This is a genomic window from Streptomyces sp. LE64, assembly GCF_052606915.1.
Genome location: NZ_CP199708.1, coordinates 4,013,482 through 4,036,349 on the forward strand (window position 1 = coordinate 4,013,482; position 22,868 = coordinate 4,036,349).

A 22,868-nucleotide genomic window follows, 5' to 3' on the forward strand; every position below is an offset into this window, starting at 1 on the left:
CGGCCTATACGCTCGGACCCGCACCGCATCCGCAGGACCCCACGGCGCCGCCCGGCGGCCCGGCCCGACAGGAGAGCCATGTACGGCACCCCACCGCAGCAGCCCCCGCGGCCGGCGAACGGGTCGCTCATCGCGCTCCGGGTGCTGTTCGTGACGCTGGCCGTGGGCAGTTGCGGCCTGCTCGGCTGGACGGCCCTGCTAAGGGTCGCCGTCGTCACCCGCTCCCGGCGCGACTGGCAGTACTTCTCCCTCGCGCTCGCGGTGCTCCTCGTGGGGTTCGCCATGGTCGCCGCGGACCGGACGGAGAACCTCGACACCTGGCACGGCAACACCGGCCTGGCCGTCCTGCTGCTGTCGAGCCTCGCCTGCGCCGGCTACTTCCTGTACGCCGACATCCGCCACTTCCGGACGGTCCCCGGCCCGTGGCCCGCCGCGGTGCCGCCCGCGGCCCCGATGGCCGGCTACGGCTACCCCCCGACCGCGCACCCCGGCCCCCCGGCCGCCCCGCACTCCGTCACCCACCCGGCGGCCCCCGTACCCCCGTACCCGGGCCCCGGCCCGGTGACCGTGCCCCCGGCGCACTCCCCGAGCCCGCCGCCGGTGCCGCCCCCCGCGCCCGGCCGCATCGACCAGGTCCGCGCCGAACTCGACGAGCTCAGCGACTACCTGCGCCGCCAGGAACCCGACCGCGGCGACCCGCGCAACCGCGGAGGGGACGCCTGGTGACCGGACGCGTCGTCGCCGACCGCTACGCGCTCTCCACCCTCATCGGCCAGGGCGGCATGGGTCAGGTCTGGACCGCCTACGACCAGCGTCTCGACCGCCGGGTCGCGGTCAAGCTGCTCCGACCCGACCGGGTCACCGGCCCCGGCAGCGCCGAGACCGAGGAACTGCGCCGCCGCTTCGTGCGCGAGTGCCGCATCACCGCCCAGGTCGACCACCCGGGGCTGGTCACCGTGCACGACGCCGGCAGCGAGGACGACGACCTCTACCTCGTGATGCAGTACGTCGACGGCGCCGACCTCTCCGACCACCTCGCCGAACACGACCCCTACCCCTGGCCCTGGGCGGTCGCCGTCGCCGCCCAACTGTGCGCGGTGCTCTCCGCCGTGCACGCCGTGCCGATAGTCCACCGCGACCTCAAGCCCCGCAACGTGATGGTCCGCCAGGACGGCACCGTCACCGTGCTCGACCTCGGCGTCGCCTCCGTCATGGACTCCGACACCACCCGCCTCACCCACACCGGTTCCCCCATCGGCAGCCCCGCCTACATGGCGCCCGAGCAGGCCATGGGCGGCGCCGTCGGCCCCTACACCGACCTGTACGCGCTCGGGGTGCTGCTGCACGAACTCCTCAGCGGTGACGTGCCCTTCGCCGGCTCCACCGCGCTCGGCGTGCTCCACCGCCACCTCTACGAACCACCGCTCCCGGTCCGCCGACGCCGCCCCGAGGTCCCCGAGGCCCTGGAGTCCCTGGTGCTCCGCCTGCTCTCCAAGGACCCCCAGCACCGCCCGGCCAGCGCCCAGGAGGTGTACGAGCACCTGCTGCCGCTGCTCCCACAGCGCGGCGCCCCGACCAGCGCGCCCCTCGACCCCACCCGCCCCTTCCTGCGCCCGCACGCCCCCTGGCCCGACCGCGCGGTCACCCCCGCGCCCCGCCCCGCGGCCCCCGCCCCGCCCGTCGCCGCACCGAGCGCGGGCACCACCGGCCCCGGCCGCCCCGACGTGGCGGTGGCCGTCGACGAGGTCAAACGCCTGCTCGGCGAGGGCCGGATCACCCAGGCCGTCGACATCCTCGGCGCGATCCTGCCCGCGGCCGCCGCCCAGCACGGCGAACGGTCCCCCGTGGTGCGCACCCTGCGCAAGCAGTACGCGGCCACCCTCATGGACGACGGCCAGTACCGGCGCGCCCTGCCCGAACTGCACCGCCTCGCCGAGGACCGGGCCGCCGAGGCCGGCCCCGCCGACCCCCAGGCCCTGCGCTTCCGCTACGACGCCGCGCACTGCCTGGAGCAACTCGGCGAACCCGCCGCCGCGCTCGCCGAGTACCGCGCCCTGCTGCCGCACTTCGAGCACCACGACAACCCGTACGCCCAGAACCCCTACACCGCCGCCGACCCGGACCTGCCGTTCGAGATCCGGCGCCGCATCGGGCACCTGCTGCTCGCCCTCGGCGACCGGACCGCGGCCCACGACACCCTGGTGCGGCTGCTGCACGACGCCACCGGACGGCACGGACCCGGCCACCCGATCCCGGTGGAGGTCCAGCGCACCCTCCAGTGGTTGGGCCAGGTCAGGGGCTGACCGGCCGCCGCCGCCCACGCGGCGCGCACCGGGTGACACGCGTACCCCGGCCGTCGGCGGCTCGTTGGTGCATCGGGGCCGGCCGCCACTTCGGCGGAATCAGGTCTGCCGAACCAGTGGCCGAACCACCGGCCACTGCCTACCATCGATCACCGCTGGACTTTGTGCACCGAAGCACAATCTCGCCGCCGGGAGGCTCCTTTGCACCGCCGCCGTCGCACCGCAGTCACCCTCTCCGCCGCCGCCCTGCTCGCGGCGACCCCCCTGCTCACCGCCTGCGGCAACGACGCACGGCCGGGCGCGGCGGCCGTCGTCGGCGAGCAGCGGATCACCGTCGAACAGCTGGAGGGCAGGGTCAACGCGGTGCGCGCCGCCCAGCGCACGGCGATCGAGGACGACGCCCAGTACGCGCAGGTCCTCGCGGGCTCCGGCGAACTGACCCGCACCACCCTGCACACCATGGTGCTGGACCGGGTGCTGGCCCGGGCCGCGCACGACGCCGGGGTCGGCGTGACCCGCAAGGACGTCCAGCAGCTGCGCAAGGAGTTGGCCCTCGATGCCGGCGGCGAGGAGGGGCTCCAGGCCGCCTGGCTCCAGCAGTACAACGTGCCCCCGAGCCAACTCGACGCCAGCCTGCGCACGGAGGTCAGCGCACAGAAGCTCGCCGAGGCGCTGGGCGCGGACACGAACACCCCGGCCGGCCAGCGGACCTTCTGGAAGGCGCTCGGGAACGCCTCCGACGCGCTCGGTGTCCGCCTCAACCCCCGCTACGGCACCTGGGGCGTCGCCGAGAACGGCCGCATCGGCCGGGTGGACGCGCCCACTCCGTGGGTGCGCGCGGTGAGCGAGCCGGACCCCGGGGCCACCGTCCTCTGACGCCGCCCGCCCCGCACCGGCGGGGCACCGCGCGGTGGGCTAGGTTCGTCGGGTGAGGGAGAACGACACCGACGCCGATCAGCGCGGACCCGGCGGCGCGCCGGGCCGCGTCGTCCTGGTCACCACCAGCCACCGGGTGGCGCCCGGACTGCTGTCCTGGCCCGCCTGGCAGGTACTGCGCACCGCCGACCGCGTGCTCTGCGCGGACCCCGACCACCCCCAGCTCCCCTATCTACGGGAGGCGGGGGTGACGGTGGAGGCCGTCGAGCCCGACGCCCGGGACCTGGTCGACGCGGCGGCCGGCCGCACGGTGGCCGTCCTCGCCCGGGACGAGGGGGAGCCCCGGCTCACCGACGGACTGGCCCGCCTCGCCGGCTCCGGCCGCACCGTCATGCCGGAGCTGGAGTTGCTGCCCGCCTCCTACGACCTCCCCGGCGCCCGGCTGCTGGACGTCGTGCAGGTCATGGACCGCATCCGGCTGGACTGCCCCTGGTCGTCCCTGCGCACCCACCGCGGCCTGGCCCGGCACGCCGTCGAGGAGGCGTACGAACTCGTCGAGGCCATCGAGACCGACGACCGGGACGAGCTGCGCGAGGAACTCGGCGACGTCCTCCTCCAGGTGGTCTTCCACGCCCGCATCGCCCAGGACGACGCGGAACGGCCGTTCTCCATCGACGACGTGGCCGCCGGGCTCGTCACCAAACTGGTCCACCGCCATCCGCACCTCTTCGGCGACGCCACCGCGACCACCCCCGAGGAGGTCCAGGCGCTCTGGCTGAGCACCAAGGCCGAGGAGAAGCACCGGCGCACCTCCGTCACCGACGGCGTTCCGCTGGCCCAGCCCGCCCTCGCCCTCGTCGGCAAGCTCGCCGCCCGGGTCGGCTCCGCGGGCCTGGAGGTCCCCGTGCCCACCGGTGAGGGCCTCGGCTACGCGCTGCTGGCGCTGGCCGTCCGCGCCCAGGACGAGGGCGTCGACCCGGAGACCGCGCTGCGGGCCGCAGCCCGCAGCTACCGGGACGCGATCCGCGCCGCCGAGGGCGCCTGAGGTGACCGGGACGTCCGGGGGCGCGCCGACCGGGCCCGCCCTGTTCAGCTGGGAGTTCGCGACCGATCCGTACCCGGCGTACGCCTGGCTGCGGGAGCACGCCCCGGTGCACCGCACCCGACTGCCGAGCGGGGTGGAGGCGTGGTTGGTCACCCGCTACGCCGACGCCCGCCGCGCCCTCGCGGACGGTCGGCTCAGCAAGAACCCGGAGCACCACGACGAGCCGGAGCACGCCAGGGGTCGGACCGGCATCCCCGGCGAGCGCAAGGCCGAGTTGATGACCCACCTGCTCAACATCGACCCGCCCGACCACACCAGGTTGCGGCGCCTGGTCTCCAAGGCGTTCACCCCGCGCCGGGTGGCCGCGTTCGCACCCCGGGTACAGCAGTTGACGGACCGCTTCATCGACGACTTCGCCGCCCGCGGCGAGGCCGACCTCATCCACGAGTTCGCCTTCCCGCTGCCCATCTACGCCATTTGCGATCTGCTGGGGGTGCCCGCCGAGGACCAGGACGACTTCCGCGACTGGGCCGGGATGATGATCCGGCACGGCGGGGGCCCGCGGGGCGGGGTCGCGCGCAGCGTGAAGAAGATGCGCGGCTACCTGGTGGACCTGATCCACCGCAAGCGGGCCGACCCGGGCGAGGACCTGATCTCGGGGCTGATCCGGGCGTCCGACCACGGCGAGCACCTCACCGAGGGCGAGGCCGCGGCGATGGCGTTCATCCTCCTGTTCGCGGGGTTCGAAACGACCGTCAACCTGATCGGCAACGGCACGTTCGCCCTGCTCACCCACCCCGAACAGCGCGCGCTGCTGCAAGGGTCGCTGAACGACGGGACCGCCGGGAGCACCGGGCTGTTGACCACTGCGGTGGAGGAACTGCTGCGCTACGACGGCCCCGTGGAGATGGCCACCTGGCGGTTCGCCACCGAGCCGCTGCGGCTGGGCGGGCAGGACGTCGAGCGGGGGGACCCGGTGCTGGTGGTGCTGGCCGCGGCCGATCGCGACCCGGCCCGCTTCGACCGCCCCGACCACCTCGACCTGACCCGCCGCGACAATCCGCACCTGGGCTACGGCCACGGCATCCACTACTGCCTGGGCGCTCCGTTGGCCCGTCTGGAGGGGCAGACCGCGCTGGCCACCCTGCTACGCCGGTTGCCGGACCTCGAACTGGCCGCGGCTCCGGAGGAACTGCGCTGGCGCGGGGGTCTGATCATGCGCGGGCTACGGACGTTGCCGGTCCGGTTCACCCCGCGCTGAGGCGGCATTCCGCCCGACGGGGTGCACTCCGGTGGGTATCCGTCGGTGTTCCGCACCGGGTGCATAACGGTCGGGAACGGCGCCAACCGCCTCGCCTACGTGTCAACCCGCTTGTTGACCAGGGAAGTTGGCGCCCGGTGGCCGGTGGGTCGGGTCATCCCCCAGATAGGGGAGGGGGGCGAGTTCCGTGACGAGTGGTGTTGATGTGACATCACATCCGTGATGTTCGCGTGATCTGTGCTGCATTAACTTGTGACAAGCGTTCGACTCCGGTTACGTTCACGACGACTTCGGCGGCCTCCAACCGCCGCGGGTCGGTCCCCGTTGTCGCACGAAAGGCCACCGCATGCTCTCCGGGAACGGTCGTCATCGACGCCCCCGTCAGGCCCCCGCTCTGGTCGTCGCGGCAGGGGTCACCAGCTCCGCGATCGCCCTGCCGCTGCTGGGCGCCACGGGCGCGAGCGCGGCGGAGGCCGCGACCTGGGACCGGCTGGCGGAGTGCGAGAGCGGCGGTGCCTGGAGCGCCAACGACGGCAACGGTTTCTACGGTGGGCTCCAGATCGGCCAGGAGGCCTGGGAGAAGCACGGCGGCCTCTCCTACGCGGTCAGCCCCGACCAGGCCAGCCGCTCCCAGCAGATCGCGGTCGGCGAGCGCATCCTCGCCGCGCAGGGACCCGCCGCATGGCCGGGTTGCAGCGCGGCCGTGGGGCTCGACAAGGGCGGCCCGGCGGCCGAAGTGGACCCGGGCGGTCCGGTGCAGCCCGGCAAGAAGAGCGGCAGCGTCTCCGACGGGGTGTCGGCCGGAGTGACCTCGGGCAAGACGGACGCCTCCCTCTCCACCGCCGACCGGCCGAAGCCGGAGAACGAGTCCGGTGCGTCCAAGGCGCCCACCACCGACCCCTCGGAGGTGCCGAGCTCCTCGGGCACCACCCCCTCGTCGCCGGCCTCGCCCTCCGACTCCCCGTCGTCCCCGTCGTCCTCGCCGGACGAGGGCTCCTCCGAGACCCCCGGCTCCTCGCCGTCGACCGATCCGACCGCTCCGTCCTCGCCCGGTACGGAGAGTCCCGGTCAGACCCCGGGCGAGGGCACCGGAACCGAGTCCGGCGAGCCGGGTGCGACGCCCTCGACCGAACCGTCCGGCACCACCGGCGCCACCGGCGCCACCGAAGCGGGCACGGCGGAGGCCGAAGCCGAGGCCGGCACCGGCCGCCACCGGGGCGAGGCGGCGACCGAGGAGGCCACCGCCTCCCGGAGCGAGGAGAGCATCGGCAAGCACGCCTCCCGCAGCACGGAACGGGAGGCGCTGGACGCCTCGTACACCGTCAAGTCCGGTGACAACCTGTCGGCCATCGCCGACTCCCAGGGCGTCGAAGGGGGTTGGGCCGCGCTCTACGACGGCAACAAGGACACCGTGGGGGGCGACCCGCACCACATCGTGCCCGGTCAGAGCCTCGACCTGGCGCCCGAAAAGCCCGAGAAGAAGCAGTAGTTCGACACCTAATGTCCTAATTTGGCGCGTGGGGTGGAAGTGAGACATGGGTCTCATCGGACGTCCATGGCTTTGAGTTTCACCCCCGCCCATGCATACGGTCAGTGCCGTTCGCTGATGCGGACACCGATCGCCGTCACGCCGAATCCTGCCGACGGTGGCTCGGGACCAGTCGTCGCGTGAAGCGCCGTTGGCAGGAGCGGGGGAACCAAGGTAAGCGCCGAACGGGCCGGCCTCGGGAGTCGAAACGGGACTCCCGACGGGCCACCGGACGGCTAGGGGTGGAGCCGCGCGTCAGGCGCGGCCGGGCACTCACTCGGCCCGAACCCGACAGCTCACCTCGTAGGCGTCGGTGAGGGGATGACTCATGCTGTTCTCCGGCAAGGGCAAGCACCGCAAGCCCGGCAAGGCCACCCGAATCGTCACCGTCGCGGGTGTGACCGGTGCGGCCGTGGCCGCCCCGCTGATGACGGCGACCAGCGCGTCGGCCGCCACCGCCGCCGAGTGGGACCGCGTCGCCCAGTGCGAGTCGGGCGGCAACTGGTCCATCAACACCGGCAACGGTTACTACGGCGGCCTCCAGTTCTCCGCCTCCACCTGGGCCGCCTTCGGCGGCACCAAGTACGCGCCCACCGCCAACCTGGCCTCCAAGGCGCAGCAGATCGAGATAGCCGAGAAGGTCCTCGCGGGTCAGGGCAAGGGCGCCTGGCCGAGCTGCGGCGTCGGCCTGTCCAACGCCCCCTACGGCGGCGGCGCCGCCGTGCCCCAGCAGCAGGCCGCCCCCAAGCCCCAGCCGCAGCAGACCGCGCCGCAGCAGCAGGCCGCCCCCAAGCAGCAGACCGAGCAGCGCGCCGCCCGCACCCAGGACCGCGCCCCGGCGGCCCAGCCCGCGCAGCCGGCCCAGCAGGCGAAGCCCGCCGCTCCGGCCAAGACGGTCCAGACCCCGACCGGCAAGAAGGTGCAGAAGGGCGACGGCGAGTACAAGGTCGTCCAGGGCGACAGCCTGAGCGCCATCGCCGAGGCCGAGGGCGTCAAGGGCGGCTGGCAGCGGCTGTTCGAGCTGAACGACGACATCATCGACGACGCCGACTTCATCTACCCGGGTCAGCAGCTCCACCTCTCCTGACCCCGCGCCGGGGACCCGCTCCCGCCGCCGCGCCGCCCCATCGGTGCGCGCGCCGGGCGCCGGGCACGCCCCGGTCGTTCGGACCACCCCAGGCTCCGGCCCGCCCCGGCCGCGAGCCGCACCCCCCGGTCGAGCCGCGCCCCGGCCCGACCGGGACCCGTCCCCTCGGGTCAGTCCGCCCCGGTGCACGATCCCCGCGCCGGGGCGGAGGTGTGTCCGGGAGCCCCCGGAAATCCGACACGCCCGGGGCTCAAGTGAAGCCCCGGGCACCCATTTGTTTGCGGACGGAACAATTTGGTTTCCGTTTGTCCACAGGGCGGGCGGCCGAGTGGCCGACCTCCCCGGGGCCGTTAGGCTCAGGGGCGGCGGGACCACCGGCCCCGCATACTCGCGTCACATCCCAGAAGGAGATGCTCGTGCCGTCCATCGACGTCGTCGTAGCCCGGGAAATCCTGGACTCCCGAGGCAATCCCACGGTCGAGGTCGAGGTCGGCCTCGACGACGGCAGCACCGGCCGTGCCGCCGTTCCGTCCGGCGCCTCCACGGGCGCCTTCGAGGCCCTCGAACTGCGGGACGGCGACGCCAACCGCTACGGCGGCAAGGGCGTCGAGAAGGCCGTCCTCGCGGTCATCGAGCAGATCGGTCCGGAGCTCGTCGGCTACGACGCCACCGAGCAGCGCCTGATCGACCAGGCGATGTTCGACCTGGACGCCACCCCGGACAAGTCCTCGCTCGGCGCCAACGCCATCCTCGGCGTCTCCCTCGCCGTCGCGCACGCCGCCTCCGAGGCCAGCGACCTGCCGCTGTTCCGCTACCTGGGCGGCCCCAACGCGCACCTGCTGCCGGTGCCGATGATGAACATCCTGAACGGCGGCTCGCACGCCGACTCCAACGTGGACATCCAGGAGTTCATGATCGCGCCGATCGGCGCCGAGTCCTTCTCCGAGGCCCTGCGCTGGGGCACCGAGGTCTACCACACCCTGAAGAAGGTGCTGAAGGCCAAGGGCCTGAACACCGGCCTCGGCGACGAGGGCGGCTTCGCCCCCAACCTCGGCTCCAACCGCGAGGCCCTCGACCTGATCCTCGAAGCGATCAAGGAGGCCGGTTACACCCCCGGCCAGCAGGTCGCCCTCGCCCTCGACGTGGCCGCCTCCGAGTTCTACAAGGACGGCGTGTACGTCTTCGAGGGCAAGGAGCGCACCGCCGCCGAGATGACCGACTACTACGCGGAGCTCGTCGACGCGTACCCGCTGGTCTCCATCGAGGACCCGCTGTTCGAGGACGACTGGGCCGGCTGGAACGAGATCACCAGCCGCCTCGGCGACAAGGTCCAGCTCGTCGGCGACGACCTGTTCGTCACCAACCCCGAGCGCCTGGCCCGCGGCATCGAGGAGAACTCCGCGAACGCCCTGCTCGTCAAGGTCAACCAGATCGGTTCGCTCACCGAGACCCTGGACGCCGTGGAGCTCGCCCAGCGCAGCGGCTTCAAGTGCATGATGAGCCACCGCTCCGGCGAGACCGAGGACGTCACCATCGCCGACCTCGCCGTCGCCACCAACTGCGGCCAGATCAAGACCGGCGCCCCGGCCCGCTCCGAGCGCGTCGCCAAGTACAACCAGCTGCTGCGCATCGAGGAGATCCTCGACGACGCCGCCGTGTACGCCGGCCGCAGCGCCTTCCCCCGCTTCAAGGGCTGATCGGCACGAGCCGCGCGGCCACCCCCGTCCGGGCCCCCGACCGGGAACCGGCGAGGGTGGCTGCGTACGTCCCCGCACCCGGTCCCGTACCGTGTGCGGGGACGTACGCACATCACGGGAGTGACGGGGAGGCCGAGAGATGGCCGTCAAGGACCGGGACCGGTTCTCGACCGCGACCAGGCTGCGGGTGCTCGGCGAGCAGACCGCCGCCCGGGTCTACCGCTCCCAGACCCGCCGTCAGGCGCGCCGCTCCCGCCTCACCGGCCGGGCCGCCCTGCTGACGCTGGTGGTGTGCACCCTGGCCGTCGCCCTCGCCCTCCCGCTGCGCCAGTACGTCTCCCAGCGGGCCGAGATCGCCGACCAGCTCCAGGACCGCGAGGACGCCCGCGCCCGCGTCGAACAGCTCCGGGACGCCAAGGCCCGCTGGCAGGACGACGCCTACGCCGAGCAGCGGATCAGGGAGCGGCTGCACTACGTGCTCCCCGGTGAGATCGGCTACACCATCGTGGACCCGCGGTCCGCGCAGGATCCGCGCGCCGACCGCGGCTCGGCCGACCGCGCCTGGTACGCCACCCTGTGGGGCGGCCTCGACCGGGCGGACCGGCCGGAGGGCACGGGCCGAGCGACGCGGGAGTCCCCGGCCCCGTCCCCCTGACCGTCCGTCCGCACCCCTCGACGGCCCGGGAACCCCCGGGCCGTGCCCGAAACCGAAAGACACAGCCCCAGGCATGGAAACCGCTCCGCCGACCACCCCGCGCACCGAGCCGACCGAAGCCGACGTCTCGGCCTTCCGGGAGCAGCTCGGACGCCCCCCGCGGGGCCTGCGCGCCATCGCGCACCGCTGCCCCTGCGGCCTGCCGGACGTCGTGGAGACGGCTCCGAGGCTGCCGGACGGGGCCCCCTTCCCGACGCTCTACTACCTGACGTGCCCGCGCGCCAACTCGGCGATCGGCACGCTGGAGGCCAGCGGTCTGATGAAGGAGATGACCGAACGCCTGGGCACCGACCCCGAACTGGCCGCCGGCTACCGGGCCGCGCACGAGGACTACCTCCGGCGACGCGACGAGATCGAGGAGTTGACCGGCTTCCCCAGCGCCGGGGGCATGCCCGACCGCGTGAAGTGCCTGCACGTCCTGGTGGCCCACTCGCTGGTGTCCGGGCCCGGGGTGAACCCCCTCGGCGACGAGGCGCTGGCCCTGCTGCCCGAGTGGTGGCGCAAGGGCCCGTGCGTGATGCCCGCGGTCGAGGGCGCCTTCGACGCCGGGGCCAACGGCGGCGGCCTCACCGGTCCCGCGGACGCCGGGGACGACCGATGACCCGGGTCGCCGCGATCGACTGCGGCACCAACTCCATCCGGCTGCTGGTGGCGGACGTGGACCCGGTGACGGGCGCCCTCACCGACCTCGACCGCCGGATGACCATCGTCCGCCTCGGCCAGGACGTGGACCGCACCGGTCGGCTCGCCCCCGAGGCCCTGGAACGCACCTTCGCCGCCTGTCGTGAGTACGCGGCCGTCATCGAGGAGCACGGCGCGCGGCACCTGCGCTTCGTCGCGACCTCGGCCAGCCGGGACGCCGAGAACCGCGAGGAGTTCGTGCGCGGGGTGCGCGGGATCCTCGGCGTGGACCCGGAGGTGATCACCGGTGACCAGGAGGCGGAGTTCTCCTTCGTCGGCGCCACCGGCGGCCTGACCGGACGCAGCGACCTGCCGGGTCCGTACCTGGTGGTGGACATCGGCGGCGGCTCCACGGAGTTCGTCGTCGGCGAGGACCGGGTGCGCGCCGCCCGCTCGGTGGACGTCGGCTGCGTCCGCATGACCGAACGCCACCTCGTCCACGAGGGCACCGTCACCGATCCGCCGACCCCGGCGCAGGTGGCCGCGATCCGCGCGGACGTCGAGGCGGCCCTCGACCTCGCGGAGCGGTCCGTGCCGCTGCGCGAGGCCCGCACCCTGGTCGGCCTCGCCGGTTCGGTGACCACGGTCGCCGGCATCGCCCTGGACCTGCCGGAGTACGACTCCACCGCGATCCACCACGCCCGCGTCCCCTACGCCCGGGTCCGCGAGATCACCGAGCGCCTGCTCACCGCCACCCACGCCGAGCGCGCGGCCATCCCGGTGCTGCACCCGGGCCGCGTGGACGTCATCGGACCGGGCGCCCTGGTGCTGCTGGCGATCATGGAACGCGTCGGCGCGGACGAGGTCGTCGTCAGCGAGCACGACATCCTCGACGGCATCGCCTGGTCCTTGGCCTGATCGCCTACAGGTCGCGGGCGCGGACGACTTCGAGACGGCAGCGGCGAGCGGCTCCCACGACGCGAACCCGGAAGGGGCTCCTCTCGCCGCATTCCCGGGGAATTTCCCTCAGGTTCCTTGCCCGCTCGCCTTGTTGACACGTTTATGTGCATCCGGTCCGCGAGGGCGTTTCCCGTCGAGCGGCCGGTGCCTGCGGGGCCGGCCCCCGACATATCTGGAATGGCCGACTCCGGGCTTGCCGAATTTCCTTTCCCGTGAAGATCGAATCCCCATCTTGAGGCGATTCGTACGACGGGTACTATTGCTGCGCACTCGTTCGGCGGCGAAAGACGAATCCCGGCCAGGACGTCGATGAGCAGCCGCCATCGGTAACGGGGGCCCAGGACATCGGGGTCCGCTCCACGGTGACGACGCCGGTCCCGACCGGGACGGCGGGCCGGTTCCGGACAGGAGGCGAACACTGAAGAGCGTCGCGGAGACCGTCGGATGACACAGCACCAGGAAGCCCCTGCACCCCCGACCGCGATCCCCGCAGAACAGCGACGCCGCAGAGTCCGCGTCCCCGGCTTCCTGCACGCGCCGAGGGCGCTGTGGCTCCTGGCCGCGGTGGCCTTCCTGGCCTACGCCACCCTCTCGATCCGCCGCTTCGTCCAAGTGGAGAGCGGCTCCTGGGACCTCGGGATATTCGTCCAGGTCGTCCGGTCGTACGCGGCCCTGGAAGCCCCGGTGTCCGACATCAAGGGCGTCGGATTCAACATTCTCGGGGACCACTTCAGCCCGATCCTGGTGCTGCTCGCGCCGCTGTACAAAATCTTTCCCAGCGCCATCACCCTGCTGACCGCCCAGGCCGCGCTGTTCGCGCTCTCCGTGGTGCCGATCACCCGCGCCGCGATCCGCGCCACCGACCGGACGAAGGGAATGATGCTGGGCTGCGCCTACGCCTTGTCCTGGGGCGTCCAGAGCGCGGTCTACTTCGACTTCCACGAAATATGCTTCGCCGTCCCGCTGTTGGCGTTCGCGGGGGAGCAACTCCTGCTGCGCCGCTGGTGGGCGGCCGCCCGGTGGCTGTTGCCGCTGCTCCTGGTCAAGGAGGACCTCGGGCTGACGGTGGCCGTGGCCGGCCTGTACGTGCTGGTCGAAGGGGGGCGCCGGGCGGGGGCGGTGCTGCTCGTCGCGGGGCTCGCGGGGTGCGCCGTCATCGTGCTGGTCCTGATACCGGCGGTGAACAACGGCGGGAAGTACGAGTACTGGCGCAAGATGGACGAGGGCTCCTCGCTGGGCCCGGGGAACCTGGCCGGCCTCTTCCTCGACGGCACCGAAGCCAAACTGACCACCCTGCTCCTGCTGTTCGGCATCACCGCCTTCGTGGCCTTCCGCTCCCGCCTGGTCCTCCTCGTCGTGCCCACCCTGGGCTGGCGGTTCCTCTCCGGGGAACCCCACTACTGGAGCACCGACTGGCACTACGACGCGGTCCTCATGCCCCTGCTCTTCGTCGCCCTCCTGGACGGGGTCGCCCGCCTGCGACAGTCCCCGCGCCCCTGGCTCAGGGGCTACGCGGCGGGCACCGTGCCGGCGGTCCTCGCGGTGGCCCTCACCCTGTGCGGCCGGTTCCCGATCGCCCAGCTCGCCTCCCCGGACACCTACCGCGCCTCGGACCGTGCCGCATCGGCGGCCCAGGTGGTCGCCCGGGTGCCCGCCGGGGCGACCGTGGAGACCAGCGGCGGCATCCTGTCGCACCTGGTGGACCACGCCCGGGTGCTGTGGGTGGGTGCCGCGGCCCCCCTGCTGCCCGAGTACGTCGTCGTCGACCTGGGGGGATGGAACCCGGCGTCGGACGGCGACTACGTCGGCTACGCGGAACGGGCGCACCCGGGGGCCTCGTACACCACGGTCTTCCGGGACCGCCACTACGTGGTGCTCCGGGAGCAGGACGCCCGCCGGCACTGAACGCCCCGCGTTCCCGCCCCCGGAAGAGGGCTTCCGCGCCGCTCGGAAGGACTCCGAACCCGCCGTTCCGGGCCGTTCGGGACACCCTCCGGGAGAAAGTTCGTGAAGTTCTTCACAAGGAAAAAGTGCCAGGCGAGGGCCCTGAAGCCCCCCGAGACCCCCCGCTACGGGTCCAAGGTCCCGAGTCGGGTGACTGTGGGGTGTTCCAGGCGTGTTACGCGCGCCGGGCGCGCGGGGGTGAAGGGGACCGTGCCGAGGGTCTGCGGTGCAGCTCAGACGGTGTTGACAGGGGTGTCCCAACGTATCGGGAACGGTGCGGGTTCCCCCGGGTCCGCATGACCTCCATCACGTGGGTCGCGCACTATAGCAGAGGGTCCAACGAACCTTGTGAAGGGGCGCACGAAGTACCCCTCCCCACCGGGTGGATACTCGATGGCATGAGCACCACGGAGCGTCCCAGGATCCTCGTAGTAGGCGGTGGGTACGTCGGTCTGTACGCGGCGCGCCGCATTCTCAAGAAGATGCGGTACGGCGAGGCGACGGTCACGGTCGTCGACCCGCGGTCGTACATGACGTACCAGCCCTTCCTCCCCGAAACCGCCGCCGGCAACATCTCCCCGCGGCACGTCGTCGTTCCGCTGCGACGCGTGCTCCCCAAGGCGGAGGTCCTCACCGGCCGGGTCACCACCATCGACCAGGACCGCAAGGTCGCGACCGTCGCGCCCCTCGTCGGTGACGCGTACGAGCTGCCCTTCGACTACCTGGTGATCGCGCTCGGCGCCGTCTCCCGCACCTTCCCGATCCCCGGCCTCGCCGAGCAGGGCATCGGCATGAAGGGCGTCGAGGAGGCCATCGGCCTGCGCAACCACGTTCTGGAGCAGCTCGACAAGGCCGACTCCACGACCGACGAGGAGATCCGCCGCAAGGCGCTCACCTTCGTCTTCGTCGGCGGTGGCTTCGCCGGTGCCGAGACCATCGGCGAGGTCGAGGACATGGCCCGCGACGCGGCCAAGTACTACGGCAGCGTCTCCCGCGAGGACATGCGCTTCGTGCTGGTCGACGCGGCCGACAAGATCCTGCCCGAGGTGGGCCCCAAGCTCGGCAAGTACGGCAAGGACCACCTGGAGGGCCGGGGGGTCGAGGTCTACCTCAACACCTCCATGGAGTCCTGCGTCGACGGCCACGTGGTGCTGAAGAACGGCCTGGAGGTCGACGCCGGCACCATCGTGTGGACCGCCGGCGTCAAGCCCAACCCGGCGCTGGCGCGCTTCGGCCTGCCGCTGGGCCCGCGCGGCCACGTCGACACCCAGACCACCCTCCAGGTGCAGGGCAGCGACTACATCTGGGCCGCCGGCGACAACGCCCAGGTGCCGGACCTCGTCGGCCGCAAGGCCGGCAACCCCAACGCCTGGTGCCCGCCCAACGCCCAGCACGCGCTGCGCCAGGCCAAGGTCCTCGGCGACAACGTCATCTCCGGCATGCGGGGCTTCCCGCAGCAGGAGTACAGCCACGCCAACAAGGGCGCGGTCGCGGGCCTCGGCCTGCACAAGGGCGTCGCGATGATCGTCATGGGCAAGTTCAAGATCAAGCTCCGTGGCCGTCTCGCCTGGTACATGCACCGTGGCTACCACGGCATGGCCATGCCGACCTGGAACCGCAAGATCCGGGTCTTCGCGGACTGGACCCTCGCGATGTTCCTCAAGCGCGAGGTCGTGTCGCTCGGTGCGATCGAGACCCCCCGCGAGGAGTTCTACGAGGCCGCCAAGCCGACCCCGCCGCCCGCGGCGAAGCAGGAGGAGCCGGCCCAGGTCAGCGCCTGATCCGAGCCCGAGCACGTCCCGAGGGGCCGTCCGCCATCCGTGGTGCGGACGGCCCCTCGGCGCGTCCGGGCCCCGCCGGGCGGGGGACGCCCGGTGCTCCGGACCGTTCCGCCACCCGGAGGGCAGTGACGGAAAACCGACGGGGGAACCGGCGGCCGGGACGGTCCGACCCGGTCACCGGTGTTTACGTGGTGAGCGACCGTCAGCCGCCCGCCACGGAGGGACCCCGCGATGCCGTCCGCCGCCCACCGAATCCGCCGCCTCGCCGAGCGCCACCTCGACGCCCCCCTCCCGTTCCGCATCCGGGCCTGGGACGGAACGGAGTCCGATCCGTCCCCCACGACGCCCGACCGGAGCCCCGCCCCGCCGCCCCCCACCCTGGTGATCCGCCGGCGCAGGGCCCTGCGCCGGCTGCTGTGGAAGCCGGGGGAACTCGGGCTGGCGCGCGGCTGGGTCGCCGGGGAGATCGAGGTCGAGGGCGACCTGTACGCGGTGCTGGAGGCGCTGGCCGGGGTGCTGCACGGGCCGGAGGGGCGGGCCCCGGGCCCGCTCGCCCTGCTGCGCGATCCCGCGGTGCGGGCGGCGGCCCGCGAACTGGCCGCCCTGGCCGGCCCGCTGCCGCCGCCGCGCCCGCCCCGCGAGGAGCGCCACCGCACCCGCCGGCCGCACCTGCACACCCGCCGCAGCGACCGACGGGCCGTCAGCCACCACTACGACGTGGGGAACGACTTCTACGGGCTGGTCCTCGGCCCGTCCATGGTCTATTCGTGCGCCTACTGGGACGACCCCGCCCGTGCCGCGGGGGACCTGGAGGGCGCCCAACGGGCCAAACTGGAGCTGGTCGCCCGCAAACTGGGGCTGCGCCCCGGGGTGCGGCTGCTGGACGTGGGGTGCGGCTGGGGCTCCATGGCGCTGCACGCGGCGCGGGAGCACGGGGCCGCGGTGGTCGGGGTGACCCTGTCGCGGGAGCAGGCCGCCCACGCCCGGGAGCGGGTCGCCCGGGCGGGACTCTCCGACCTGGTGGAGATCCGCCTCCAGGACTACCGCGACGTCCACGACGGGCCCTACGACGCCGTCTCCTCGATCGGGATGGCGGAACACGTCGGAGCGGACCGCTACCTGGAGTACGCGCGTGACCTCCACGACCTGCTGCGGCCCGGCGGGCGGCTGCTCAACCACCAGATCTCCCGCCGTCCGCGGGGCGACGAGTCCGCCTACCGGCTGGACGAGTTCATCGACGCGTACGTCTTCCCGGACGGCGAGCTGGCACCGGTCGGCACCACGGTGGGCGTCCTGGAACGGGCCGGGTTCGAGGTCCGCGACCTGGAGTCGATCCGTGAGCACTACGCCCTGACCCTGCGCCACTGGGTGGGCAACCTGGAGGCCGGCTGGGCGCGCGCGGCCGCGCTCACCTCCCCGGGACGGGCCCGGGTGTGGCGGCTCTACATGGCCGCGTCCGCGCTGGCCTTCGAGCGCAACCGGATCGGCGTCAACCAGATCCTCGCCGTCCGCACCACCGGCTCCGGCGCGTCGGGGTTGCCGCTGCGCACCCGCAGTTGGACGGCCGACCCGCTGACGGCCGCCCCGCCGGCCGTCCCGCACGCCCCTGGCGCACGGGAGGAGCCGGCACCGGACGACCCGCTGCCCCTGCCGCGCTGAACCCCGCCGGACCGCGACGCGCGGAGCGCCCCGGCACCGGAGCGCCCCGGCACCGGAGGCGATCCGGTGCCGGGGCGGGAGGAGCCGCACCGGGAGGGGGGTCCCCGGCGGCTACTCCGTCTTGATGGCCGTCAGCATGTTCAGCTTGGCGGCGCTGCGCGCCGGCCAGAGCGCGGCCAGGGCGCCGACCAGGCCGGCCAGCAGCAGGAAGAGCCCGACGCGGCCGAAGGGGATCACCAGCTCGTAGCCGGGGATGCTGTCGCGGATCGTCTCGCCGACGGCCCAGCCGAGGAAGGAGCCGAGCGCGATGCCGACGACGGCGCCGTACATCGAGATCACGATGGCCTCCAGGCGGATCATCCGCTTGACGCGGGGCCGGTCCAGGCCGATCGCCCGCAGCATGCCGATCTCCTGCTGACGTTCGAAAACCGACATGGCCAGGGTGTTGACGACGCCGAGCACCGCGATGATCAGGGCCATCGCCAGCAGCCCGTACATGATGTTGAGCATCACGTTGATCACGCCGCCGAAGGTGTCGCGGATCTCCTGCTCGTCCTGCACGGCCACGGCCGGGTTGTCCCCGAGGGCGTCGATCAGCGCCTGCTTGTTGGCCTCGGTGGCGCCGCCCTCCATCTTGACCCAGATCTCGCGGATCTCCGGCCGCTCCTCGTAGGGGGCGAACATGTCGCGCGGGACGAGGTAGGGCGAGACGAACTCGTTCTCCTGGTAGACGGCCCCGATGGTCAGCTTTCGGACGTCCTTCTTGCCGTTGCCCTCGAAGGTGGCGGAGACGGTGTCCCCGGCCTTCCAGCCCTGCTCGTCGGCGGTCTTCCGGTCGACCGCGATCTGACCGTCGGCCAGGGTGTCGAGGGAGCCGTTCACGACCGGCAGGTCGAACACCTCGGCCACGCCCGCGGGGTCGATCCCGGAGGCCGCCCGGTGCTCGCCGTCGATGTCCAGGTACGCGGCCTGCTGCGAGGAGAACGCGGTCAGGCCCTCGGCCTTGGCGACCGCCGCCACCGCCGACTCGTCCAGGGAGTGCCCGCTGGCCATGGTGACCGCGTAGTCGCCCCGCAGGTTGTCGGTGGTGGTGCGGTCGATGGCCTGCCCGAGGGTGGCGCCGAGCACGGTCAGGCCGGTGACCAGGGTCAGGCCGATGGCGAGCGCCGAGGCGGTGGCCCCGGTGCGGCGCGGGTTGCGGACGGCGTTCTGCGCGGCGAGCTTGCCGGAGACCCCGAAGGTCTTCACCAGGAAGGGCCGGAAGACGGCGATGACGGGGCGGGCCAGTTGCGGGATGAGGACGATGACGCCGATGAGGGCCAGGAAGGCGCCCGCACCGATCATCATCCGGCCGGTCCCGCCGCCGGAGGAGGCGCCGCCCACGATGGCCAGCGCGCCGGCGCCGGTGAGTACCGAGCCGATGACGTTCCGCACCAGCAGGGACTTGGCGGTGGCGGCCGCGTGGACGCTGCTCATGGCGGCGACCGGCGGGATCTTCGCGGCGCGGCGGGCGGGTAGCCAGGCGGCGAGGACGGTGACGGCGATGCCGACGCCGAGTGCGGCGAGGACTGCGGTGGGGGAGATCACCAGGGGGCCGGCGGGGATCTTGACGCCCCAGGAGTCCATCGCGGTGCGCAGCCCGGTGGCGAGGCCGAGGCCGACGCCGAAGCCGATGGCGGAGGCCAGGGCGCCGACGAAGAGGGCCTCCAGGATGATGGACCGCTTGACCTGGCGGCGGGAGGCGCCCACGGCCCGCATCAGGGCCAGTTCCCGGGTGCGCTGGGCGACCAGCATGGTGAAGGTGTTGGCGATCAGGAAGATGCCGACGAAGAGCGCGATCCCGGCGAAGGCCAGCAGCATCGTGTTCATGTTGGTCATGCCGGACTCGATGTCCTTGGCCTCCTGGTCGGCCCACGCCTGCGCGGTCTTGGCCTTGGAGTCCTTGGGCAGCAGCGGTTCGACGCCCGCGAGGACGCGCTCGGCGGGGACGCCGGGCTCGGCGGTGACGGTCAGGTTCTGGAACCGTCCGGCCTGGAGGTACTGCCGCTGGGCCACGGCGGTGTCGAACAGGACGAGGCTGCCGCCCGCGTTCACGGCGCCGTCCTCGGTGGTGAAGATCCCCGCGAGGACGAACTCCTTGACGGGCCCGGTCGAGGCGACCCGGACGGTGTCGCCCACCTGGTACTTCCCCGCGTCGGCGGTGGCCTTGTCGAGGGCGATCTGATCCGCCTCGACCGGGCCGGTGCCCCGGGTGAAGTCGTAGGCGGCGTCCTTGCCGTCCTTGCCGGGGGCGAAGTTGCCGCCCTTGTTGGACCAGCCGCTGCCGATCAGTTCGCCGTCCTGGTCGGCGACCCCGGCGAAGCCGGAGACCCGGCCGGTGACCCCGGCGACCCCGTCCAGGCCCTCGATCTTCTTGAGGGTGGCGGCGGGGATGCCCGCTTCCTCCTCGTCCCCGTAGGGGCCCTCGACGGCGACGGCGATGTTGTCGTAGCTCTTGGCGGATTGGTTGCGGAAGGCGTTGCCGAGGGTGTCGGTGAAGACCAGGGTGCCGGAGACGAAGGCGACGCCGAGCATGACGGCGAGTACGGTCATCAGCAGCCTGGCCTTGTGCGCGAGGACGTTGCGCAAGGCGGTACGGAGCATGGGTGTGGTGTCCTGGGGTGTGGGCCGGGTGGCGGTGGTGTGGTGGGGGTGGTGGCCGGGCTGCGGGGGTGGGCCGTGGGGGTGGGCCGTGGGGTGGCTGGTGGGGTCAGCTGGTGCGGCCCTTGGCGTCGAAGGCCTTCATCCGGTCCAGTACGGCGTCGGCGGTGGGGGTGTGGAGTTCGTCGACGATGCGTCCGTCGGCGAGGAAGATGACGCGGTCTGCGTAGGAGGCGGCGACGGGGTCGTGGGTGACCATGACGACGGTTTGGCCGAGTTCGCGGACGGAGTTGCGGAGGAAGCCGAGGACTTCGGCGCCGGAGCGGGAGTCGAGGTTGCCGGTGGGTTCGTCGCCGAAGATGATGTCGGGGCGGGAGGCGAGGGCGCGGGCGACGGCGACGCGTTGTTGTTGGCCGCCGGAGAGTTGGGTGGGGCGGTGGCCGAGTCGGGCCCGGAGTCCGATCATGTCGATCACGGTGTCGAGCCACTGTCGGTCGGGCTTGCGGCCGGCGATGTCCATGGGGAGGGTGATGTTCTCCAGGGCGGTCAGGGTCGGCAGCAGGTTGAACGCCTGGAAGATGAAGCCGATCTTGTCGCGGCGGAGCTGGGTGAGCTGCTTGTCCTTGAGGCTGCCCAGCTCGGTCTCGCCGATCGTGACGGAGCCGCCGGTGAAGGTGTCGAGGCCGGCGACGCAGTGCATCAGCGTCGACTTGCCGGAGCCCGAGGGGCCCATGATCGCGGTGAACCGGGCCTGGTGGAAATCGACGCTGACCCGGTCCAACGCGACCACCTTGGTCTCGTCCTGGCCGTAAACCTTGCTGAGCTCGGTGGCACGCGCGGCCACGCCGGTGGCCCGGTCGGCGATGGAGTAGGTGGTCACGGGAGGAGGCTCCTGTCGGGGTCGGTGCGGTACGTCATTCATCTTGTCCGTTGATTCGCGCCGTGGAGTCAGCCGCTGTTCCCGTTCCGGGGACAGTCCTCAGACGGACCGGGCCCGGCGCCGTCATACCTGGGGAGGACCCCCGCATCCGCCCGGGGTCTGCCCGGGGGTGTCAGTGCCGCCGTGCACAGTGGGGCGCGGCCGGACCCCGCCGGGCCGGCCGCCGGGCGCCGTCGTCGACGGCGCCGGACCGAGCCGACGAGAGGACGGGCCACCGTGCCGGTCGACAACCAGAAGATCCACGAGCTCGCCGATTCCGGGCTCCTGGCGGGCATGTACGCCGACGACCACTTCCCCGACCACCTGGTCGACCGGGGCAAGGCGATCCTGCTGCGGCTCTGCGAGCGCATCGAGGCCGCACCGGTGGTGGACCTCACGGCGCTGTACGCCCTCACCGCGGTCGCGACCCGGGAGTTCAACGACCTGGAGTCCGCCTTCGACGCGGCGGGCAGCGAGTTCGAGACCGTGGCCCGCGAGGAGATCGGCGAGTCGTTCTTCCTCGTGGCCGAGGCCTACGGATTCGCGGACGCGGACCCCGAGCGGTTGATCGAGGAACGCAACTGGTGACCTCCCCGCCGGATGTCCGAGACGGGTCGTCCGGCTGTGTGTGGTGGTCTGGTGGAGGGTGCCAGAGGGACTCGTGTGGGTGATGTGAGGATCGCCGAGCTGACGACCCGTCGCATCCTGGTGGCCGAAACCCACGCGAACGACCGAACGACCCCCTACACGGACGGTGAAATCCCGTCATTCCACCGGCACGGCCGTGACCCGTCGATGACCACGATCTCCGGGTGCGAAGAGGAGGGCCCTGGTGTCTGATGCTCCCTCAGACCTCAATAAAATCAGACAACATCGGGCTGTGACTCGGCTGTTCGGACTACCCGTCCGGATAGGCTCGGACCCCTGGTCACGGCGCCACGGCCCGGGCCCGGATGGTGGAATGCAGACACGGCGAGCTTAAACCTCGCTGCCCCGCGCGGGGCGTACCGGTTCAAGTCCGGTTCCGGGCACTGATCTTCACATTCGCGACGGCCGGCGAGGCGGCCGACCCGCGGCCGGCGGCGCCTCGGGCCGGCGGCACCGGGTCGACGCGGTGGCACTCCCGCGGAGGCGGAGCCAGGGCTCGGCCCGAGCGACCCCGTCGGAGTCGAGACGCGGAGCCCCTCCGAGGGGCCGCAAAGGCTTCCGCGCGTCCGGGGGCGACGAGGCCGCCGCTCGACGTCCCTCCGAGCCCCACACCCGCACCACCCCGGACGGCCGGCGGCGGGACCATGGCCGAGGCTCCGCCGCCCTCCGGAAACCCCTGCGACAGGGCAGGACTTCGGGTCCGGTCGCATGTCCGCACCCGACGCCGCGAGGGAATTCTGCGGTGCATCCCGTCGAGGGGGCGGAGCGCCCCGACCTCGAACCGGAGTTGATCGGGAAGGAATCCCGGGGTCCGTGCTCCAGGCGGGCACGCCCGATCGCCTCCGTGCACGGGGAACGGGAAGCCTCGCCGCGTCGTTCTCCGGTAGGGGGGCGGGCCCGTTGTCGAATTCCGGATCCGTACGGGCTGCGGGAAGCAGACCTGATTTCGAGGCAAAGGCAAACCTATCCCGCCTGTTCCCGTCCATGGAATTTCCTGTTCCGGTGGAACCGTTCGGTGCGAACAAGAAGAACGATCGGCATCTTTCGGTAACTTGGGCGTCCGGGGTCGGAGCACGGAACTCCGTTTCCGGTGGTCAAATCACCCCGATACCGTGGTTCTCGGGCGCCGTGGTGACCACTTCTACCACCAGCCGTGCGCACTATTCATGGGATGTAACTCTTGG

General features: G+C 72.5%; 17 protein-coding genes, 1 tRNA gene and 1 riboswitch. Of the genes, 16 read left to right on the forward strand and 2 right to left on the reverse strand.

Going from position 1 to position 22,868, the window contains the following annotated elements:
* Positions 1–78: 78 nt before the first annotated feature.
* From ACSMX9_RS18200 to ACSMX9_RS18265, 14 genes are all read left to right on the forward strand, one after another.
* On the forward strand, positions 79–726 hold the full coding sequence (locus tag ACSMX9_RS18200) for a hypothetical protein (protein WP_445395200.1): 648 nt from the start codon (positions 79–81) through the stop codon (positions 724–726).
* Entirely contained in the window at positions 723–2,303 is a 1,581-nt protein-coding gene (locus tag ACSMX9_RS18205; protein WP_445395202.1) for a protein kinase domain-containing protein, read from the forward strand. Before ACSMX9_RS18200 ends, ACSMX9_RS18205 begins: the two co-directional genes overlap by 4 nt.
* Positions 2,304–2,504: 201 nt before the next feature.
* A complete protein-coding gene (locus tag ACSMX9_RS18210; RefSeq protein WP_445395204.1) occupies positions 2,505–3,179 on the forward strand; it encodes a SurA N-terminal domain-containing protein in 675 nt (224 codons plus the stop codon).
* 52 nt (positions 3,180–3,231) lie between these two features.
* Complete coding sequence (locus ACSMX9_RS18215; protein WP_445395206.1) at positions 3,232–4,224, forward strand: nucleoside triphosphate pyrophosphohydrolase; 993 nt, start codon at positions 3,232–3,234, stop codon at positions 4,222–4,224.
* 1 nt (position 4,225) lies between these two features.
* A complete protein-coding gene (locus ACSMX9_RS18220; protein ID WP_445395208.1) occupies positions 4,226–5,485 on the forward strand; it encodes a cytochrome P450 family protein in 1,260 nt (419 codons plus the stop codon).
* A 346-nt stretch (positions 5,486–5,831) separates the two neighbouring features.
* Positions 5,832–6,974, forward strand: coding sequence for a transglycosylase family protein (locus ACSMX9_RS18225; protein ID WP_445395210.1), 1,143 nt, complete (start codon positions 5,832–5,834; stop codon positions 6,972–6,974).
* 175 nt (positions 6,975–7,149) lie between these two features.
* A riboswitch (cyclic di-AMP (ydaO/yuaA leader) is annotated at positions 7,150–7,338 on the forward strand.
* 3 nt (positions 7,339–7,341) lie between these two features.
* On the forward strand, positions 7,342–8,100 hold the full coding sequence (locus tag ACSMX9_RS18230; RefSeq protein ID WP_366117303.1) for a LysM peptidoglycan-binding domain-containing protein: 759 nt from the start codon (positions 7,342–7,344) through the stop codon (positions 8,098–8,100).
* 416 nt (positions 8,101–8,516) lie between these two features.
* The gene (gene eno / locus ACSMX9_RS18235; RefSeq protein WP_351242973.1) at positions 8,517–9,797 is read left to right on the forward strand and encodes a phosphopyruvate hydratase; all 1,281 of its coding nucleotides are present in this window, start codon (positions 8,517–8,519) and stop codon (positions 9,795–9,797) included.
* A 139-nt stretch (positions 9,798–9,936) separates the two neighbouring features.
* Entirely contained in the window at positions 9,937–10,452 is a 516-nt protein-coding gene (locus tag ACSMX9_RS18240; RefSeq protein WP_445395212.1) for an FtsB family cell division protein, read from the forward strand.
* 73 nt (positions 10,453–10,525) lie between these two features.
* Positions 10,526–11,113, forward strand: coding sequence for a DUF501 domain-containing protein (locus tag ACSMX9_RS18245; protein ID WP_445395214.1), 588 nt, complete (start codon positions 10,526–10,528; stop codon positions 11,111–11,113).
* Positions 11,110–12,051, forward strand: coding sequence for a Ppx/GppA phosphatase family protein (locus ACSMX9_RS18250; RefSeq protein WP_445395216.1), 942 nt, complete (start codon positions 11,110–11,112; stop codon positions 12,049–12,051). Before ACSMX9_RS18245 ends, ACSMX9_RS18250 begins: the two co-directional genes overlap by 4 nt.
* A 486-nt stretch (positions 12,052–12,537) precedes the next feature.
* Positions 12,538–13,998 (forward strand): DUF2079 domain-containing protein, encoded by a 1,461-nt coding sequence (locus ACSMX9_RS18255; protein WP_445395218.1) that lies wholly within the window; start codon positions 12,538–12,540, stop codon positions 13,996–13,998.
* A gap of 437 nt (positions 13,999–14,435) precedes the next feature.
* Complete coding sequence (locus ACSMX9_RS18260) at positions 14,436–15,818, forward strand: NAD(P)/FAD-dependent oxidoreductase (protein ID WP_445395220.1); 1,383 nt, start codon at positions 14,436–14,438, stop codon at positions 15,816–15,818.
* Positions 15,819–16,049: 231 nt separating this feature from the next.
* Complete coding sequence (locus ACSMX9_RS18265; protein ID WP_445395222.1) at positions 16,050–17,477, forward strand: class I SAM-dependent methyltransferase; 1,428 nt, start codon at positions 16,050–16,052, stop codon at positions 17,475–17,477.
* Positions 17,478–17,588: 111 nt separating this feature from the next.
* Here ACSMX9_RS18265 and ACSMX9_RS18270 read toward each other — a convergent pair whose 3' ends face one another.
* Positions 17,589–20,120, reverse strand: a complete 2,532-nt coding sequence (locus tag ACSMX9_RS18270) for an ABC transporter permease (protein ID WP_445395224.1) — start codon at positions 20,118–20,120, stop codon at positions 17,589–17,591.
* Positions 20,121–20,226: 106 nt separating this feature from the next.
* Positions 20,227–20,997 carry an ABC transporter ATP-binding protein gene (locus ACSMX9_RS18275; protein ID WP_445395226.1) on the reverse strand — a complete coding sequence of 257 codons (771 nt, stop codon included), beginning with the start codon at positions 20,995–20,997 and terminating at the stop codon, positions 20,227–20,229.
* A gap of 276 nt (positions 20,998–21,273) precedes the next feature.
* Between ACSMX9_RS18275 and ACSMX9_RS18280 the strand changes: the two genes are divergently transcribed.
* Together ACSMX9_RS18280 and ACSMX9_RS18285 are read left to right on the forward strand one after the other, a co-directional pair.
* Positions 21,274–21,624: a DUF5713 family protein gene (locus ACSMX9_RS18280; RefSeq protein WP_366116484.1), complete on the forward strand. Its 351-nt coding sequence runs from the start codon at positions 21,274–21,276 to the stop codon at positions 21,622–21,624.
* A 359-nt stretch (positions 21,625–21,983) separates the two neighbouring features.
* Positions 21,984–22,067, forward strand: a tRNA-Leu gene (locus tag ACSMX9_RS18285).
* Positions 22,068–22,868 lie beyond the last annotated feature (801 nt).

What these genes read in the sequence shown, in the direction of transcription:
- ACSMX9_RS18200 (WP_445395200.1), top strand. Translation starts at nt 79, where the DNA reads ATGTACGGCACCCCACCGCAGCAGCCCCCGCGGCCGGCGAACGGGTCG.
- ACSMX9_RS18225 (WP_445395210.1), top strand. Translation starts at nt 5,832, where the DNA reads ATGCTCTCCGGGAACGGTCGTCATCGACGCCCCCGTCAGGCCCCCGCT.
- ACSMX9_RS18230 (WP_366117303.1), top strand. Translation starts at nt 7,342, where the DNA reads ATGCTGTTCTCCGGCAAGGGCAAGCACCGCAAGCCCGGCAAGGCCACC.
- ACSMX9_RS18240 (WP_445395212.1), top strand. Translation starts at nt 9,937, where the DNA reads ATGGCCGTCAAGGACCGGGACCGGTTCTCGACCGCGACCAGGCTGCGG.
- ACSMX9_RS18245 (WP_445395214.1), top strand. Translation starts at nt 10,526, where the DNA reads ATGGAAACCGCTCCGCCGACCACCCCGCGCACCGAGCCGACCGAAGCC.
- ACSMX9_RS18250 (WP_445395216.1), top strand. Translation starts at nt 11,110, where the DNA reads ATGACCCGGGTCGCCGCGATCGACTGCGGCACCAACTCCATCCGGCTG.
- ACSMX9_RS18255 (WP_445395218.1), top strand. Translation starts at nt 12,538, where the DNA reads ATGACACAGCACCAGGAAGCCCCTGCACCCCCGACCGCGATCCCCGCA.
- ACSMX9_RS18260 (WP_445395220.1), top strand. Translation starts at nt 14,436, where the DNA reads ATGAGCACCACGGAGCGTCCCAGGATCCTCGTAGTAGGCGGTGGGTAC.
- ACSMX9_RS18265 (WP_445395222.1), top strand. Translation starts at nt 16,050, where the DNA reads ATGCCGTCCGCCGCCCACCGAATCCGCCGCCTCGCCGAGCGCCACCTC.
- ACSMX9_RS18270 (WP_445395224.1), bottom strand. Translation starts at nt 20,120, where the DNA reads ATGCTCCGTACCGCCTTGCGCAACGTCCTCGCGCACAAGGCCAGGCTG.